14 protein-coding genes are annotated in these 18,524 nt (G+C 34.8%); 7 read left to right on the top strand and 7 right to left on the bottom strand.

Features of this window, described 5'->3' with window-relative positions; genetic code table 11:
- Window positions 1-34: 34 nt before the first annotated feature.
- Window positions 35-2,554 (bottom strand): Omp28-related outer membrane protein, encoded by a 2,520-nt coding sequence (locus KF896_04510; protein ID MBX3042961.1) that lies wholly within the window; start codon window positions 2,552-2,554, stop codon window positions 35-37.
- Window positions 2,555-2,914: 360 nt separating this feature from the next.
- Here KF896_04510 and KF896_04505 point away from each other — a divergent pair, with 360 nt between their 5' ends.
- From KF896_04505 to KF896_04490, 4 genes are all read left to right on the top strand, one after another.
- Window positions 2,915-4,522, top strand: coding sequence for a methylcrotonoyl-CoA carboxylase (locus KF896_04505; protein ID MBX3042960.1), 1,608 nt, complete (start codon window positions 2,915-2,917; stop codon window positions 4,520-4,522).
- A gap of 312 nt (window positions 4,523-4,834) precedes the next feature.
- A complete protein-coding gene (gene paaZ / locus KF896_04500) occupies window positions 4,835-6,874 on the top strand; it encodes a phenylacetic acid degradation bifunctional protein PaaZ (protein ID MBX3042959.1) in 2,040 nt (679 codons plus the stop codon).
- A 217-nt stretch (window positions 6,875-7,091) separates the two neighbouring features.
- Entirely contained in the window at window positions 7,092-7,835 is a 744-nt protein-coding gene (locus tag KF896_04495; GenBank protein ID MBX3042958.1) for an electron transfer flavoprotein subunit beta/FixA family protein, read from the top strand.
- A gap of 31 nt (window positions 7,836-7,866) precedes the next feature.
- Window positions 7,867-8,829 (top strand): electron transfer flavoprotein subunit alpha/FixB family protein, encoded by a 963-nt coding sequence (locus KF896_04490; protein ID MBX3042957.1) that lies wholly within the window; start codon window positions 7,867-7,869, stop codon window positions 8,827-8,829.
- Between the two features lie 58 nt (window positions 8,830-8,887).
- Here the strand turns inward: KF896_04490 and KF896_04485 are convergent, their stop codons facing one another.
- The gene (locus KF896_04485) at window positions 8,888-9,595 is read right to left on the bottom strand and encodes a lycopene cyclase domain-containing protein (protein ID MBX3042956.1); all 708 of its coding nucleotides are present in this window, start codon (window positions 9,593-9,595) and stop codon (window positions 8,888-8,890) included.
- 140 nt (window positions 9,596-9,735) lie between these two features.
- On the opposite strand from KF896_04485, the gene KF896_04480 reads away from it, so the two are divergent.
- The 3 genes from KF896_04480 to KF896_04470 all read left to right on the top strand — a co-directional run bounded on the left by KF896_04480 (window position 9,736) and on the right by KF896_04470 (window position 13,294).
- Window positions 9,736-10,170 (top strand): PspC domain-containing protein, encoded by a 435-nt coding sequence (locus KF896_04480; GenBank protein MBX3042955.1) that lies wholly within the window; start codon window positions 9,736-9,738, stop codon window positions 10,168-10,170.
- The gene (locus KF896_04475; GenBank protein MBX3042954.1) at window positions 10,167-11,069 is read left to right on the top strand and encodes a hypothetical protein; all 903 of its coding nucleotides are present in this window, start codon (window positions 10,167-10,169) and stop codon (window positions 11,067-11,069) included. Before KF896_04480 ends, KF896_04475 begins: the two co-directional genes overlap by 4 nt.
- Before the next feature lie 134 nt (window positions 11,070-11,203).
- Window positions 11,204-13,294 (top strand): S9 family peptidase, encoded by a 2,091-nt coding sequence (locus KF896_04470; protein ID MBX3042953.1) that lies wholly within the window; start codon window positions 11,204-11,206, stop codon window positions 13,292-13,294.
- A gap of 61 nt (window positions 13,295-13,355) precedes the next feature.
- Here KF896_04470 and KF896_04465 read toward each other — a convergent pair whose 3' ends face one another.
- The 5 genes from KF896_04465 to KF896_04445 form a co-directional block, all read right to left on the bottom strand.
- A complete protein-coding gene (locus KF896_04465) occupies window positions 13,356-14,693 on the bottom strand; it encodes a T9SS type A sorting domain-containing protein (protein ID MBX3042952.1) in 1,338 nt (445 codons plus the stop codon).
- Window positions 14,694-14,809: 116 nt separating this feature from the next.
- Window positions 14,810-15,859 (bottom strand): hypothetical protein, encoded by a 1,050-nt coding sequence (locus KF896_04460; GenBank protein MBX3042951.1) that lies wholly within the window; start codon window positions 15,857-15,859, stop codon window positions 14,810-14,812.
- Between the two features lie 19 nt (window positions 15,860-15,878).
- Window positions 15,879-16,610 (bottom strand): hypothetical protein, encoded by a 732-nt coding sequence (locus KF896_04455; GenBank protein MBX3042950.1) that lies wholly within the window; start codon window positions 16,608-16,610, stop codon window positions 15,879-15,881.
- A gap of 18 nt (window positions 16,611-16,628) precedes the next feature.
- The gene (locus tag KF896_04450) at window positions 16,629-17,819 is read right to left on the bottom strand and encodes a hypothetical protein (protein MBX3042949.1); all 1,191 of its coding nucleotides are present in this window, start codon (window positions 17,817-17,819) and stop codon (window positions 16,629-16,631) included.
- A 16-nt stretch (window positions 17,820-17,835) separates the two neighbouring features.
- Window positions 17,836-18,315, bottom strand: coding sequence for an RNA polymerase sigma factor (locus KF896_04445; GenBank protein MBX3042948.1), 480 nt, complete (start codon window positions 18,313-18,315; stop codon window positions 17,836-17,838).
- Window positions 18,316-18,524: the final 209 nt, after the last annotated feature.

Genomic DNA, 18,524 nt, shown 5'->3' with positions numbered 1-18,524 from the left:
TTCCGGCTGTCATATTTAGTCAAAAAGTAATAGTTTACTTAGTAATTACAACAGGAATTTGTGCTTTTGAGCCATCAACTTCTGCCATAATGAAATAAGTACCGCTTACATAATTTGTAGCTGAGAAATTCATATTATAAGTACCTGCTGAAAGACTTGAATTTACAAGTTCAGTTATAACCTTGCCTGCTAAGTCCATTACATAAATTCTTACATTTCTTGATTCATCGCTACTGATCGTATAGTTGAACTGAGAATTATCAACTACCGGATTAGGTGTCATTGACATTGTCAGAGCTCCGTTTGGAGTAGTGCCATAAGCCACACTACCTGCCGGATTTCCTCTGCCACTAAGATTAACAGAAGTTGTTTGCTCGTTTTTACCATCAGTTGTAAATGTTATTACACCTGAATAGTTATCTGCATCTTTTGGTTCAAATTTAACCAATACATCTACACTTTCACCTGCAGCTACTGACTTCACATTATCACCTGATACAATTGTGAATGCTTTTTTACTATCTCCGGTTTTCACAATGCTGTAAACAGTAAGAGCCTGGTCGCCTGTATTTGATAATGTAATTGTCATATCTTTTGACTGGTCTGTGTCAACAGTACCGAAATCAAGGGTTTTGGTATTAACTGCCACTTTTGGACCATCGGGAGCAGTTTCAGTTTTGAACCATTTCATAATTTTGTCAATTAACATTGCTCTGTCTGCAGGGACTAAAGCTTCGAAACCAACACTCATATAAATATATTTAGATTCACCTTTTTCAAAACGGATGCCGCCAATTCTGGATTGATCATCATCCATGATAAGGAATGGTACACCAAAAGAACCTGCTTTAACTCGCAATACATCTGTTAAGTAAACAAAATACGGATTTGTAGCTTGGTTATATTGATTACCTGTGAAGCTCATACCATTACTAATTACATCGCCATTAACTCCTTTAACAGGGAAATTGAACAATTGATTTCCCCACTGACCATTACTAAACTGACGACGGAATACATATTCGCCACCTTCAACACCAAGAAAACTATAAAAATCTCTTGCTTGCTGGGTGCCATTATTGCTTAATGCATAAGATAAATCGTAATCTGAACTGATTACAACTTTCTTGCCTGCATTGATTGCCTGAGTAACAGCATTGAAAGTAGCTACACTTGCACCTGATACGCCTGAAAACAATCCTGAAGCACCTGATAAATTAGATGAAATGAATATTACATCGAAATATGCAGGTTTGTAGGCATCAATAACATCTGCACCAAAAGGAACAAATGCGAAATCTTTAATATATTCGTTCATTCCGTTCATAGTACTGGTGAAAGCAGCTGAATTACCATTAGAACCTGTGTAATAAATAAATTTAGTATTGCTGGTAAGTGAAGTAAATCCACCTGCTGAAGGAGCAGAATTGTATTCAGCAAATTTCTTAGGAGTTGCTGTGAATTTGAATTCTGCAAAACTTGGTGTACCTGTTGGTGCAACAACTGTAGCTTCTACACTAACTTTGCCTTTAGCAGGAATATTTACTGAAGATGGGAAAGTAAGTTCCCAGCCATTAGGTACAGTACCTGATATTGCTAAATTTACAGAAATTTGGAAATCCTGTGGATTTTGCAATTCGATTTGTCTCTTCATGGTCTGACCCGGGTCAATCATCTTGTGAGGCTCAGCAACATTAACTTCTGTAATTAGGACTTCTTTTCTACCAACTTCTATTGCATTGATAATTTGAGCATCAGTTAAACTTTGTCCTGAAGTAACAAACGCCTGAATTACACCAACAACATAAAGATTGTCAGTATTCCATGAAGGTTCAACATTGTAAGTGAAAGTTTCAGAAAACTCCTGTCCGTTATTTAATGTAGCAGGTACATTTTTTGTGCTACCATAAACACCACCTAAAACTTTACGAACAACTTTCATGTGCTGATAGTTTGTAACTGGGTCAGGTTTGGAATAGTAAGGATGTCCAACAAAACTTGCATTTCCTGACATATAGTTTCTTTGGTCCCACTGGTTTCCGGTACCGGAGCAAAAATCTTCAATGATATATAGATTTAATGCTAATTGACGGGTTTCGTTTACAAGAGCTTTGCCTGTAACAGTAGCTGTTATTTTCTTAGTTGTAGGATCTAAATCGTATTGCACTGATACATCAGCTACATTTGGTGAATTCAAATTTGCATTTACTGCTGCAGCCCAGTCACCTCTATTTAATGCAATCCTACCATTGTATGGTTTTCTGTCAACAGTTCCTGTAGGATAACCGGTTATACCAAAAGTCTGAGCAAACTGTGATTGTTCGGTAATTGTCATAGCATCACCATTGTGCCATTTGACCCCAATAACTCTGTCAGGATTCTGGTCAATTATTTGGTCCATTCTTACAGAACCATCCGGACACCAACCGCACCAAGCACCGGTTTGTTGTTCAATTAATACTCTTTTTATTGCTAAAGCATCGTTTGTGCCAACAAGCAACAAAAAAGCAAATAAAAATAGGCTGATACCTAATTTTGTATTTATAGATTTCATGAAAAAAACTCCATTAAAAAGATTAACAAAAATATTATTATATAACACATTATTTACAAAAAAAGTTACAAATTATTTTTCTAAAATGAAATTGGTATAAAATTTTCTATGATTTTACGATAACAAGTAATCTAAATGCAAAAATTTTAACACAATATTCATATTTACACATTTATAACTCTTAAAATTAGTAAATTTTGATTAATAAACAAAATTTTAAATGTATAATGTCTATATAATATAGTTTTTTTTTATTTTTTCAATATTTTTAAATCACAGAAGGTTTTAATGAAAACGAAAATGTTTTTTTAATCAATACGTTTTAGAATTTTTATTTATGAAATTTCCGGAGCTTTTTGAATGTACAGAATTAATTCAAAATTAAATACAAAATCGCCTGAATTTAAAGAAAACCATGAAAATTTGATAAAACTTACTTCACAGCTTAAAGAAACTCTCGATAAGGTCAGGCTTGGAGGTCCGGAAATTGCCCGTAAACGCCACACAGACAGAGGTAAATTATTAGTACGCGACAGAATTGCCAATCTTTGCGATGAAAATACTCCATTTCTTGAGCTTAATTCACTTGCTGCTTACGATATGTATGATGGCGATGCTCCATCTGCCGGTGTGATTACCGGTATTGGTGTAATCAAAGGCAGGGAATGTATGATTGTCGCCAATGATGCCACAGTCAAGGGTGGTACATATTTCCCGATGACAATCAAAAAACACATAAGAGCTCAGACTGTAGCTCTTGAAAACAAGCTCCCTTGCATATATCTCGTGGATTCAGGCGGAATTTTTCTGCCATATCAATCCGATACATTCGCCGATAAAGAGCATTTTGGAAATATATTTTATAATCAGGCTCAGATGTCAGCCGAAGGAATTCCTCAGATTGCTTGTGTGATGGGTTCCTGCACAGCAGGTGGAGCTTATGTTCCGGCAATGAGCGACGAAACTATTATGGTCAGAAATCAGGCGACAATATTTATCGGAGGACCGCCACTTGTTAAGGCTGCAACCGGAGAAATAGTTACAGATGAAGAACTTGGAGGTGCTGATGTACATTGCAAGATTTCAGGCGTTTCAGACCATTATGCCCAAAATGATATGCACGCTCTTGAAATCGTTCGGAATATTGTTGAAAATTTCGACAAAAAAAGAAAATTTGAACTTGATATTGAAATCCCTGAAGAGCCATTCTATGACCCGAAAGAAATTTATGGCATTCTCCCTGCAAATCTCCGCCAACAATTTGATATGATGGAAGTGATTGCCAGACTTGTTGATGGAAGTAGATTTCAGCAGTTCAAAGCTGAATATGGCAAGACCTTAATTACCGGATTTGCAAGAATTAAAGGGTATCCGGTAGGAATTATTGCTAATAACGGTGTTCTTTTCTCAGAGTCAAGTCTAAAAGGAGCCCATTTTATCGAATTATGCTCTATGAGAAAAATCCCATTACTATTTTTACAAAATATAACAGGATTTATAGTTGGGAAAAAATATGAACATGGAGGCATTGCACGCGATGGAGCTAAACTTGTTCACGCTGTTGCTAATGCACAGGTGCCGAAATTTACTGTTATAGTCGGCGGATCTTATGGTGCAGGTAATTATGCTATGTGTGGCAGAGGATACAAACCTCGTTTATTATTTATGTACCCAAATAGCAGAATCTCTGTTATGGGCGGCGAGCAGGCAGCAAATGTTCTTTCTACTGTCAAAATCAAACAGTTGGAAAAAACTGGTGTGAAACTAACTGATGAAGACATTCGTATGATTCAGGAACCTATTCTTCGGCAATATGAGCAAGAAGCAAGCCCATACTACAGTACTGCAAGACTATGGGACGATGGAATCATTGACCCGCTCGACACAAGAAATGCAATAGCTCTTGGAATATCTATGTCACTAAATCGGGAAATTCCTGAACCAAGATTTGGTATTTTCAGAATGTAATTGAAACCGGCAACTTGTTAAATATTATATTAAAGTGTCACACTTCGACTTAGCACAGAAGTAGTATTGTGTCATTAGATAAATATTTCATAATGAAATGTCCATGATATTTTAAGATTTCATATTTGTGATTTTAGTATCCTGATGATAACATTTTCTGTAAATTTGTCTCAAAACAATATTATTCAATTCTCAAACTCTAACCACAACACACTACACCTAATCAACTCAAAAAAATTAACAACACTTTTCATATTTCAACGTTAATTTATTAATATCAATTCTGTCAAATAAAAAAAATTAGGATTTCAAATGAAATTAAAGAGCTATGCAAGCGGTCAATGGATAGAGGGTGAAGGAAGCGGTACTATGCTATTTCATGCTGTAACCGGTGAGCCAATCGGTGAAATATCAAGTAAAGGCGTTGATTTTAAGGATATGCTAAGGTATGCCCGCGAGGTAGGAAGTCCAACTTTAAGGAAAATGACATTCCACGAAAGAGCAAGAATGCTTAAGGCATTAGCACAGCATTTGTTAAGCAAAAAAGAAATATTCTATGAACTATCGAAAGCCACAGGTGCTACAAGGACTGACTCTTGGATTGATATCGAGGGAGGAATTGGTACTCTATTTACTTACGCAAGCAAAGGTAGACGGGAATTACCGGACGAGCCGTTTCTATTGGAGGGAAATGCTGAGGTAATATCCAAAAAAGGAACTTTTATTGGACATCATATCTGCGTTCCGCTTGAAGGGGCAGCTATTCATATCAATGCATTTAATTTCCCAATCTGGGGAATGCTTGAGAAAATTTCACCTTCCCTTCTTGCAGGTTTACCTGCAATTGTTAAACCGGCATCACTTACTGCTTATCTGACAGAACTTATGGTGAAAGAAATTATTGTTTCAAAAATCCTCCCGGAAGGTGCATTGCAGCTCATTACAGGCAGTGCCGGTGATTTACTGGAGCATGTTACATGCCAGGATGTTGTAACATTTACAGGCTCGGCAGTTACAGGCAAAATGCTGAAATCAAGTCCGGCATTTTTGGAAAATTCTGTAAGATTTAATATGGAAGCAGATTCATTGAACTGCTCAATTCTTGGAATAGATGTAACACCAGATAAAGAAGAATTTGACCTTTATATTAAGGAAATTGTTAGGGAAATGACTGTCAAAGCAGGGCAGAAATGTACTGCAATTCGTAGGGCAATTGTTCCTGAAAATATGGTCGAACCGGTCATAAATGCACTGAAATCAAGACTTGCCAAAAATATTATAGGTAATCCGGATATAGAAAATGTCAGAATGGGACCACTCGCAGGGAAGCCCCAAGTTAAAGAAGTTCGTTCAAAAGTAGAAGAGCTGATGCGCAGCTGTGAACTAGTCAGCGGTTCTCTCGACAGCTACGATATTGTAGGTGGAAATGCTGAAGACGGAGCATTCTTCCCTGCTACATTGTTATATTGTAATAATCCCTTCACAGCAAACGAAGTCCATGATATTGAAGCATTTGGACCTGTCAGCACAATTATTCCTTATAAAACAACTGAAGAAGCCGCAATACTGGCAAAGAAAGGTCAGGGAAGTCTTGTAGGCTCAATTTTTACTGCCGATAATGATGTAGCTAAAGAGCTTTTCTTCGGAACTGCTTCATATCACGGAAGGCTTATTATTATAAATAAGGATTGTGCAAAGGAATCTACCGGTCACGGCTCGCCTATGCCACATCTTGTACATGGAGGTCCCGGCAGAGCTGGCGGTGGTGAAGAGCTTGGAGGCATCAGGTCTGTTACGCATTATATGCAGAGAACTGCAATTCAGGGACATCCAACAACCATAACAAAAATTAGTAACAGGTGGCAGAAGGGTGCCGAGCGTAGGGAAGATGTCATACATCCGTTCCGTAAATATTTTGAAGAGCTGGAAATTGGAGATACTTTATCAACTCATGGCAGAACAGTAACTGAAACTGATATTGTTAATTTTACAGGAGTAAGCGGCGATAATTTCTATGCACATACCGATGTAACCTCTCTTGAAGGAACTTTTTTCACAAGCAGGGTGGCACATGGATATTTTGTCATGTCGGCTGCTGCCGGTCTGTTTGTTGACCCAAAGAAAGGTCCTGTACTTGCAAATTATGGGATAGACGAACTTCGGTTTACCCAGCCGGTTTATGTCGGTGATACAATCAGAGTAAATTTGACTGTACTCGAAAAAACAGCTAAAGAAGATAAAGAAGGAATGCCGCCTCATGGCGTTGTGAAATGGGATGTCGAAGTCTTTAATCAAAATAATGAGCTCGTAACCCAAGCAACGATACTTACTCTTGTAGCAAAGAAAATCTAATTTTTGAATTTGTTTGTGATTGTATGTCATCTCGTCAGTAATAACAACTGACGAGATGTATTTATATCATTAACAAATATCAACAACTGACTACCCTGATATATTTTTGATAATTTAAGAAAATTGTGAGAAAATAAAATAATTAACTATAAATTCGTTTAACTTTAATTATTATATAAACAATATTTTATTTAGATTCTAAAATCGGAGTAATTTAATGAATATTCTTGTATTTGTATCAAGAGTACCCGATACAGCGACCAAAATTTTTGTTGGTGTTGACGGTAAAAACATTGATAGCAAAGGTGTTAAGTACATTCTAAATCCTTATGATGAATTTGCACTTGAAGAAGGACTAAGACTTAGAGAAAAAAATGGCGGTACAGTTACAGCAGTTACAGTAGGTTCCGCTGAATCAAGTGAAATCCTGAGAACAGCACTTGCAATGGGCGCTGATAATGCGGTATTTATTAAAGGTGAAAATCTGGATTCATATCAGACTGCTTTCAATCTTGCAGAATATGCAAAAACAGTATCTTATGATATAATATTTGCAGGTCGCCAAAGTGTTGATTTTGATTCATTCCAAGTTCCTTCTATGGTTGCAGGTCTGCTTGATATTCCTTCGATTTCAGTTGTCTCAAAGCTTGAAGTTATTGGAAATGAAGTAAAAGCGGAGCGTGATATAGAAGGCGGTAAAGAAGCAGTTGAAGCTACATTGCCATGCCTGATAAGTTGCCAGAAAGGACTTAATGAACCACGCTATCCAAAATTGCCCGATATTATGAAAGCTAAAAAGAAACCTATTGATGAAATTGATGCCAAATCGGTTGAATCTACTGTTTCTGTTATAGGTATGGAACTTCCAAGCAAACAAAGAGTCGGTAAAATTTTAGGAGATTCAGATGCCGATATTGCCGAAATTATTCGCAGTCTCCAAGAAGATGCTAAAGTAATATAATTAAGTAAATAAGTAAAAAGGAAATATATAAATTATGAGCAAAATTTTAGTTTATCTCGAACCTAACAAAAGTTCTCTTAAAAGAGTTTCTTATGAGCTTATTTCTGCGGCATCATTAATTGGCGATGATGTTACGGGGATTTTAATCGGTGGAACTGCCGAACAAGCAAAAACAGCAGAAGAATATGGATTGAAAAATGCTATACTCGTTAATTTTGATGGTGATTCAAGTTATTCTTCATCCCAACATGCCTCCATTTTAAATCGTGTTATCAAATCAAAAGGATTCGATACAGTGCTGTTCTCAGCTAATGCGACAGGACTTGAATTAGCACCGCGAGTTTCAGTAGGTATAGGTGCAGGATATGTCGCAGATGTTGTTGGCATAAAAATTGAAAATGGGGAAATTAGTGTACAAAAGCCTGTTTACGCAGGAAAAGCAATAATTACATCTATGTTTAATACATCAAACAAAGTATTATCATTAAGACCTAACGTATTTACTTCGGTGAAAAATCCTGTTTCAGGTATGAATGTTGAAAGCATAAATGCAGAAACTTCAACTGCTGAAGCAAAAGTTAAGGTTACAAATATTCTCCGAAATGAAGGCAAGCTCGACGTTCTTGAAGCTGACATTGTAGTTTCAGGTGGTAGAGCACTCAAAGGACCTGAAAATTATCATCTGATCGAAAATCTTGCTTCTGCTCTTGGCGGTGCTGTAGGTGCTTCACGTGCAGTTGTTGATGCCGGCTGGAGACCACATTCTGAGCAGGTAGGTCAGACAGGTAAAACTGTATCTCCAACATTATATGTTGCATGCGGTATTTCCGGTGCAGTTCAGCATCTTGCAGGTATGTCAAGCTCGAAAATAATTTTTGCAGTAAATAAAGACAAAGATGCACCGATTTTCAAAGTTGCTGACTATGGTTTAGTAGGTGATATATTCGATATATTACCAAAATTAACCGAAAAAGTGAAAGCAATTAAGGGATAGTCTGTTTCTTGTTTTGAAATTATGATTTCAGAAAAGCCTCCAATTATTTGGGGGCTTTTCAATATGAATTAATTCTAAGATGTTTTTTTAGTGACTTGCTTTTGAAAAATTCGTATAAATGAATATTCATCATCATAAGCATCATACTGTACATGGTGTCCTCGATAGGGATTGTGTAAAGTCTGATTCCAAGATTCTCAGCATTATTGTAAATTACTACTGGAAGAGCAGTCAGGATGCCGTTTACTAATCCAAAAGGAATAAGAGATACAAGATAGGCAAGAAAAAACCTGCCAAACCATTTGGGCTTGAAATATAAGGACATCAAAATTAAATAAATTCCCTGTAACGAAAACATAACAAAAGTATATGCCTTATCATTGTTCAGAAGCCCGCTTACTAAAATAAAAATACCGAGAATTAAAGAAATTTGCTTTGAAATATTGCCAAAAACATCTTTTTTTACATAATAATTCATAACTTCATAGATAAATACACAAGCATAAGGAACTGTGACAAAAAACAGCCATTCTTCTAAAGGAAGATTTATGATATTTATTCCGATTAAATACTCAGGATTAAATGACCATACTCCATACCAGGTTTTCAGAACATCCCAAACAATGAAAAAAATGCCTGTTAGTAGCATCGCAGGAAATAGAGCATACCAGCTTTTATAATATGTCAGTCTCCATTCGAAACTCTGAGCCAATGGATATGAAATTGTAAACAAATTCAGCAATAGATAAGTAAATTTAGCTTCCATTTTGATTAAAATAAATAAAGACGGTAAACATGTAAATAATTTTCTATAAAAAAAGAAAAAAAATATTATCTTTGAAACTTGTAAATAACCACAGCGTAATATTAAATAAAACAAATACAATTAAATTAAAAGGTGCTGAAATGACAAAGCAATTATACAGGTCCGGCAGGAATAAATTCATAGGTGGTGTAGCCGGTGGATTAGGAGAGTATTTTGATGTTGACCCTGTAATTATAAGGGTTATATTTATTGTATCGTTATTTGCTTGGGGGCTTAGCCTTATTGTTTATATTGCATTATGGATTTTTGTTCCTCTTAGTGATGATATCGAAGGTGTTGAGTTCTCTGAAGATGTTAAAGCTGAAGTACCGGAAGTTGAGAAAATCATATACGAAGCGAGGCAAAATCAAAGAAGGATAATTGGCGGCTCCATATTAATAGCATTCGGAATGTTGTTTTTATTAAAAAGATTTATACCTCAAATTGATTTAAGCTACATCTGGCCCCTCATACTTGTAGGATTTGGAGCTTACATTATCTACAAAGCAAGCAAGAAAAATGGAGGTGTATTATGAAAAGCAGTCTTTTTTTCTGGGGCTCATTTCTAATTTTTCTTGGAATTTTTATCTTATCAAATAATTTCGGTGCATTTCGCGTTAGTTTCAGCGAAGTAATTGACTGGTGGCCACTTCTTTTGATAATATGGGGCTTATCACTTCTAAAAATTCCACTCATTGTAAAAAATATAATTCTTTCACTGTCGGGTCTTTTACTTTCATTGCTTATAGTAGCAATGTTTACAAGCGGTTTTAGTTATTTGAGTGAGCTTGGAAATAATATTGATATCAATTCTGCAAAGAGTGATTGCAACAGCAATCATGAGATACTTGATGAAAAAGTAACGAAGGGTGTACTCAATTTTTCTGGTGGAGCTGGTAGTTTTGTCATTTCAAATACTATGGATTATTTATACGAAGTGAATTCTTCATCTGTATTTTGTGATGTTACAATTGACCGCCCTAATGATTCACTTGTTGTATTAAATTACAGTCTTGCAGGTAGTGAGGGTACTAATAACCAGTCAAGATATACTAAAATTGAGATTTTAGAAGATTTGGAATGGGATATTGATATCAGTGCCGGAGCATCAAAAATTAAACTGGATTTGGAAGAGTTGAAAGTCCCAAATCTGAATATTGACGCAGGTGCCACTAATGCCGGATTAAAGCTTGGAGCTCATCTGCCGATGACTAAAGTAAATATAAATTGTGGTGCTGCTACTCTTGACATTACTGTACCAGAAGATGCAGGCTGTTCAGTTCAAGGGGATTTTGCATTAAGCAAGACTTCATTTGAGAATTTTACAAAAAACAGTTCCGGTATTTTTGTTACTAAAAATTATTATGATAATGTTAATAAGATTGATTTTCAAATTGATGGGGCATTATCTAATATTAAGATAAAAAAGAAGTGATTTTTTTTTGAATTTACCAATCGCGTAATTTCAAATCCAAAATAAATACTGTGTATTTTATTTATATTAATAATTTTTTATTATTTTAGTAGATTGTTACAAACATTTTTAAAAATAATATTTTTGAGGAAATTATGTTAAATAAAATTTCAGCAATTATTTTGACTGGATTATTGCTTATGATTATGTCCTGCTCTGAAGAAAAAACTCAGGAAACTACAGCTGTAAAAAGCGATATTGACTTCAGTTTGAATCAAACCAATTTTGAAACAAGAGATTTTAGCGCCACAGACCTATATACAACCAAAAGGGTTAGCGACTTTACTCTTTCTCCCGATGGACAATGGTTAGTTTACCGACTTTCGACTCCATCAATAGCTGATAACAAACTATATAGCGATTTATTTGCTGTTAAAATTGACGGAAGCGAGAAAATTCAACTTACAAATAACACGGCTCCGGAGTTTAATGCAAGATTTATTAGTGATAATAAGTTAGCATTTATAACAACAGTTGACGGCTCTCCACAGATTTATATTATGGATTTTCCTAAGGGTACTCCTAAGAAATTCACAAATGTGGAAAATGGTGTAAGTAATTTCGTGCATGCCGGAGTACCCGGAACATTCGTATTCGCAAGTGAAATCAAGGCTTATGAATCTCTGAAAGATCAGTATCCGAAATTTGACAAAGCAAATATGCATTTCTATGATGATTTGCATATCAGACATTGGGATGAGTGGAATGACGAGATGGTAAGCCATATTTTTGTGGCTCCTGTTGAAGGCGGTGAGCCTAAAGACATTATGGAGGGTGAAAAATATGAATCTCCACTCAAACCTTTTGGAGGTGCAGAAGAATATGACATTTCACCTGATGAAAAAGAAATTGCTTATACATCCAAAAAAGTCTCCGATTATCCATGGAGTACCAATTCAGATATATATTTATATGATATTGAAAACGGAACAACCAAAAATATAACTGAAGGTATGCTTGGTTACGACAAAAACCCTAAATATTCACCAGATGGAAATTTAATCGCATTCGTTAGTCAGGAACGTCCGGGCTTTGAATCAGACAGAATCAGGCTTATGGTCTATAATCGTCTGGATGGAATAATTACTGAAATATCAAAAACTTTAGATCAATGGGTGGAAGAATTTGTTTGGACTCCGGACAGCAAATCCTTTTATTTAGTAGCCGGAAATCAGGGTACAGTTCAGATTTTTCATTTAGACCTCGAAGGCAACTGGAAAATCGTAACCGAGGGCATACATAAGATAGGCAGTGGTCTTAATATCACTAATGACGGTAAGACACTTGTTTTCGGAAAGCAAAGTTTTACTGAACCTCTTGATATATATTCTATGGATATTGAGTCCGGTAACATGAATCAAATTACAGATGAAAATAAAAAATTATACGAAAAAATCAACAAAGTAAAGGTCGAAGAACGTTGGTTTACTGCTAATGACGGCAAGAAAATCCATTCTTGGATTATTTATCCTCCCAACTTTGACCCCAATAAAAAGTATCCTGTAGTTACATACTGTCAGGGCGGTCCGCAAAGTATGATTTCTCCTAATTTCCACTATCGCTGGAATCAGTTTCTATTTGCATCTCAGGGATATATTATGCTTGCAGCTAACAGGCGTGGTGTACCCGGTTTCGGTCAGGCTTGGAACGATTCAATAAGTCTTGACTGGGGCGGTATGCCTATGAATGACCTCCTTGCCGCAACTGACCAGTTCTCACAAGAGCCTTTTGTAAAGCTCGACGGCAGAGCAGCGATGGGTGCAAGTGCCGGAGGTTATGCGGCATTCTGGCTTGCAGGTCACCATAACAAGAGGTTCTCTGCATTTGTTTCGCATTGCGGAGTGTTTAATCTTATCAGTAAATATGGTGCTACTGAAGAGCTGTTTTTCCCAAATTGGGAATTTGGTGGTCCTTACTGGGATACCAAACATAGAGCACAGTTTGAAAAATTCTCACCTCACAATTATGTAAAAAACTGGGATAGCCCGATATTTATTTCTACAGGGATGAAAGATTTCCGCGTGCCTTATACTCAAAGTCTTGAAGCTTTCACAGCAGCTCGTGCTCAAGGCATTCCTGCTGAAATTTGCATCTTTCCTGATGAGAATCATTTTATTGGAAAGCCACAGGAATTTATAATCTGGAGTGATAAATTATTTAAATTCCTTGATAAGAATCTGAAGTAGGATAAATATTGCAATTCAAGATGTCCGACACTTACGGAAGTGTCGGACAACTCTTAATATTCTAGTGCTTTACAAACATACTCACTTGCTCACCAATGCGAATGAAATACACTCCTGCTGGTAAATGCGAAACATCAATTCTTAAATTCCCCTCACCCGTGGGTGTCAGCGCAGCTGACGGGGTGGATATGACTTCCAAACCCAACGCATCAAATATCTGCACTTTTTCTTCTGCTGCAAAGGGCTGAAGCTCTTTGTTGCTTAATTGAATTGTGATGAAATCTGTAGCGGGGTTGGGATGAACGCTCATGCCTCCAATTTTTGAAACATCATTTTGTTTAATTGAAGTAATCAGACCATCATATTTTAATGCAGCGCTATCTTGTATAAGATAAATTTCATCTTTGTAATTGAATTGCGTTAAGTTCAATTTTTCTAGTTGCTTATCTTCATGATTTCTGTCAAATTCCCAGTTTAAACCATCTGTAGTATAATAAACACCGTATGGATTTAGTGCAAAACCTTCATTTAAATTATCTTTAAAAGTTATATTCCTGATACCCCGAATCCCTTCATTAGAATTAACTTCATTTACTTTCGTCCATGTTAGACCAAAATTATCAGAAAAAACAAATTCCTCTGACCTTATCGAAGCAACCCATAACTTTCCATTTTTGAAATAAATACTATTATGTCTTTCTAATGAACTAAATTTTGGGAATTCATTGATATAATCCCAATTATATCCCGAGTTAAAACTGAAATATATCTTTCGATTTTTTGTTTCCGGTTCATAAGTAATTACAATCATTGTATCCTGAAAAAATCTAAAACTTGTAATTAAAAATGGCTTTTCGTTCTCAATTTGATTTTCAAATTTTGACCAATTATTTCCTCCATCTTCAGTATAATGCAGCTCAGGTATCAGGTTTTCATAATCCGGATAATTTGAAATAATACCAAATAAAGAATCCTTGAAAGCAATATTGTAAATCAAAGCACTTTCTTCAATAATTTTTCTTGAAGTCCATTCTTTGTTAAAAATATTTTTTTGAAAAATATATCCTGAATCAGCAACTACATAAATAATGTTGTTTTCAGTCATAATGCAATCATTAGGACGGTATTCATTTGGATTATACATCTGATCTAATTTGAATGAGATTTGTTCTGAGAAATCTTTTTTGTAAATATCATACTCTGAAATAACTAATAGATTATTAACGATGGAACCTAAATTGAAAGAATATATGTATTCTCTTGTTTCATTTATAGTATGGAAATGTTGTCTGTTGAAATAATCAAAGTCGGTTGTTAACGTATCCCATTTTATAAGCTGGGAAGAACTTTCGCTATAAATCATAACAAATAAACAAAGCAATAAAATTTTGGTTTTCATTTTTTCTCCAATTATATAATTACTAAATAAAATATTTGATTTTCAGATGGACTCCACTTTGTAAGTGGAGTCCATCTGGCTTGACTAAATCTGCGATACAGATTATATCTAATTTCCTACTCTACACAAGTACCGTTAATATAAATTCTATAAAAACAATTATGCATTTCTGAATGAAATATCATTACTGATGTAGAGAAATCTCCTAATTTGTCTGGTGTAACTTTAATTTCAATAGAAAGCTTTTGATTTTGTCTGATTGGGAAGTTAAGCCAGTCGTGCATTGTAGGTGTAATTTTTCCGAAGCTGATAATTTCAGTAGCCGGTATTATTGCTATTCCTTTCAAACTATAAGTTTTGTCAGTGGTATTTGTTATTTCTTTTGTGAATGAATGAACCTTTCCAATTTGTATGTCGCCAAGGTTGATGGTTTCTTCATAAATACATTGATTTACTTCGCTAATATTAGAAAACTCTAAATACTCATACTGCTCTCCAAGCATTCCATCTAACGCTTTAGTAAATCCGGCAACTAAACCAAAATCCGGAGAGAAATGCTCATCTCCAAGGAAAACTTCTTTTTGCATTTTGTTTTGATTGATTGCATAACAGACATAATTTACCGTTGAAAAGCTTTTTCCATTTTGTAAACTAACACCGGAACTCTGCGACTCTTTGCCTAATGGTACATAATCTTGACCAATTACATTTCCTTGGGAATCTTTCAACTGAATTAATTTCCTTCCGCTATAGAAAAGACTGCCATTTTGTGGATATTCTGCCCAAAGAAATTTCTTTTCCAAGCATTGCTCGCAATGAATCATCAAACCTTTTTCGGTATTGGTCATCAGGACATTGTAATCTCTTGAAAACATTGGGAAATATACTTCAAACCATTTTTCATTTTCCAACATTACTTCACGCAGAACGACAATAGAATCAATACGATTACTAATTGCGACATTTTCTTCATTTACTTTATCAACTGAATACAGCCACTTATAACCCACCTTCAGTGGCATTATGACACCTGTTTCCTGATTATCAAGTACCTTACTATAATCAAGCGACGTTTTCTTGATGTTACTGTCGGAATTGACAATATCATCGCAAGCTGTTATAATAACAAGCACTGTGATTAGCATTAATATAACTTTCGATTTCATAATGTTTCTCCAAATTTATTTATTTTATTAAATTAGTTGCTACTAATTTATAGTGGGTTTCAACATACCTTCTGCCTCCGGCAAAGCGGTAGCGTTTATGCTCAAAAAGACCTATGTTTGGAACAAAAACATCAACTTTATGCAAAGTTTTACTATCAACCAACTCTAATGCCCTCCAGTAAGTAGAATACTCCCGTGCAGGATAATTTGCAGATTTAAAAGAAGCAGTATAATTTGCATTTAATTCAATTAAATATTGAGTTGTAACTGTATCAATAACATCTTTCTGACCGTCAAAATACATAATCATCACATTTTCTTCATGAAGGGCAATAATTTGACTTCGATTCTCAGGATATTGAGCTACTATAAATCTACAATCAAGTGTGGTGTTCTCGTCTGCACGATATAGCCCCTTATCTGTATTAGTCAGAATTGAATTCCAAGTAGAACCCATATCTATCATTCTGACTCTAAACCATGTTTCGCCTCTGAAGTTGATTTTCTCTAAGACTTCGATTGAGTCAATATATTCGTTAATCATTGTACCGGATGAGTCAAATTGTTTGACTTCATATAGCCACATATTACCAACTTTCAATGGCATTAATACGTTTTTTTCCTGATTATTAAGAACCTTATTATACAAGTATCCAGTTTTCTTAATGTTCTTTTCTGAATTGACAATGTCTTCACAGGATGTCAAAAATAGCAAAAGCAATGCTAATGATAAAATGATTTTAGTATTCATTGTTCTCTCCAAATTTATTTAAAATTTATAATTTATTCCGTAATTAATTCCAACTTTACCCGAATTGTTCTTTATGTCTTTATGAAAAAAATTGAATGTGGCATAATCAATAGTTAATAATATTGAAAATTTGTCTATCAGATTAATTTCACTTCCAATTGCTCCACGATATGTGAATCCATAGTTACCACCGCCTAAGTTCAGTTGAATAAGCGGTTTGAAAAATTCAATATTATATGGGAAATACCGAATTGCTAACTCAAAATTTGTAAGATTTGGTTGTTGCTCATATATAAAATCCCGTCCATTCTCGAAAGAGTTATATTTAGCATAAAACGTTTCCTGACGCACACCTGCACCCAGAAGCAAATTTTGCAAGACTTCTTTATAAACAAATATATCAATATTATTAAAAATCGAAAATTCACTTGGCTGAACATTTTCATTTACCATATTCCAGTATGTAGAGTATCTTGTTTCAACTGATAAACCTAATTCTTTAAAATCTGTTGAAATTTTTTGATAATACTCTGTATTTTTAATTTCAGAATTTAATTTATATTCTGGAATTATATTTCCTTCAAAATTATGAACATCAGGTATTTGACACTTTTTAATTTGTATATTATGGGTGTGAAGTTCTTCTTTCTCCTCCATTCCAACATCCTCAGTTAGAATTTTTCCTGAATTATTAGATGCAATTTTGTTACGTTTGATACTTTTAGTAAATGAAATTTCATCAACATTATTTGCACTCATTATTGGAATTGCTTTTTCAGAATCTAAGATTTGAATGATTCTTTCCTCATTATTAGCCGGTTGATTATTTAAAGCAATATTTTCAGGTTGAGAATTTAGCAGATACATCAGTCCGGCGCCGATAATTAAACCAAACAAAATTAAACCGAGTTTGCCCATTGTATAAGTCGCAATCTGACTGATTATTGTGCCTTTTGTTGCAGTCAGAGCCGCTACCGTTATGGCAGCCGGTGAATAAACCAATCCGGCTTTGCTGAAAAGCTTGGCTTTACTTTCTTCACTTGGTTTATAGGAACTGACAATTGATGATAAGGAACTATTTATCATATAAAAAGTTTTAAATTCATCTCTGACTGAATTATCTAAAGCTAATTCAGAAAAAAATAATTCCTCTTCAATTTGATTCATTTCCCCGGAATAATATTTGGTAAATCTATCAATATTTTCCATTTTCATATCCTCCGAACTACTCATCATAATTCTTATAAATTGGCTTAACATATTTAATAACTTCTTTCATGGCACGATGACTTCGCATCTTTACTGCTGACAAACCAATATTCAGTGTTTCGGAAATTTCCCTTTGAGTTAACCCGCCAAACCACTGCATAATAAAAACTTCGCTGTAAATGTCGTCCATATTTGAAAGAACGCCCATAATAACCTCCTTAAGTTCATCAGCATCAACCAAATTTTCAGTTGATAATTGACTATAGTCGTCTTCAAAATTCAAATAATCCCGATACTCAATTGTAATTGTTTTCTTTGAAATTTCAGCACGATACCTGTCTATCGCAAGATTTCTTGCAATTGCAAATAAATATGACAGAACTGATTCAGGTATTTTTCCTTGCCTGATTCTATCAAGAAACTTGAGCCAGGTATCTTCGAAAATTTCCTCAGCATCAAGTGGATTTTTTGATTTGAATACACAAAATAAATTCAACTTAGCAGAATACCTTTCATAAAGAGTGTTGAAGGAATAGTCAACTGAGTAACCTTCACCACTTCTGATAATTTTAATTAAATCATTATCGCTATATTTTTGTTATTCAGTATTCATAATTTTTATAAAAGTACAACTTTCATAAATAATTAACGTAAATTAGGAATAAAAAGTCACAAATTATTTTCAATATTTAAAATTATAGTTTT

It is taken from the genome of Ignavibacteriota bacterium, from assembly GCA_019637995.1.
Classification (GTDB): Bacteria; Bacteroidota; Ignavibacteria; order Kapaibacteriales; family UBA2268; genus JANJTB01.
This window is presented reverse-complemented; position numbering and strand designations above follow the sequence as displayed.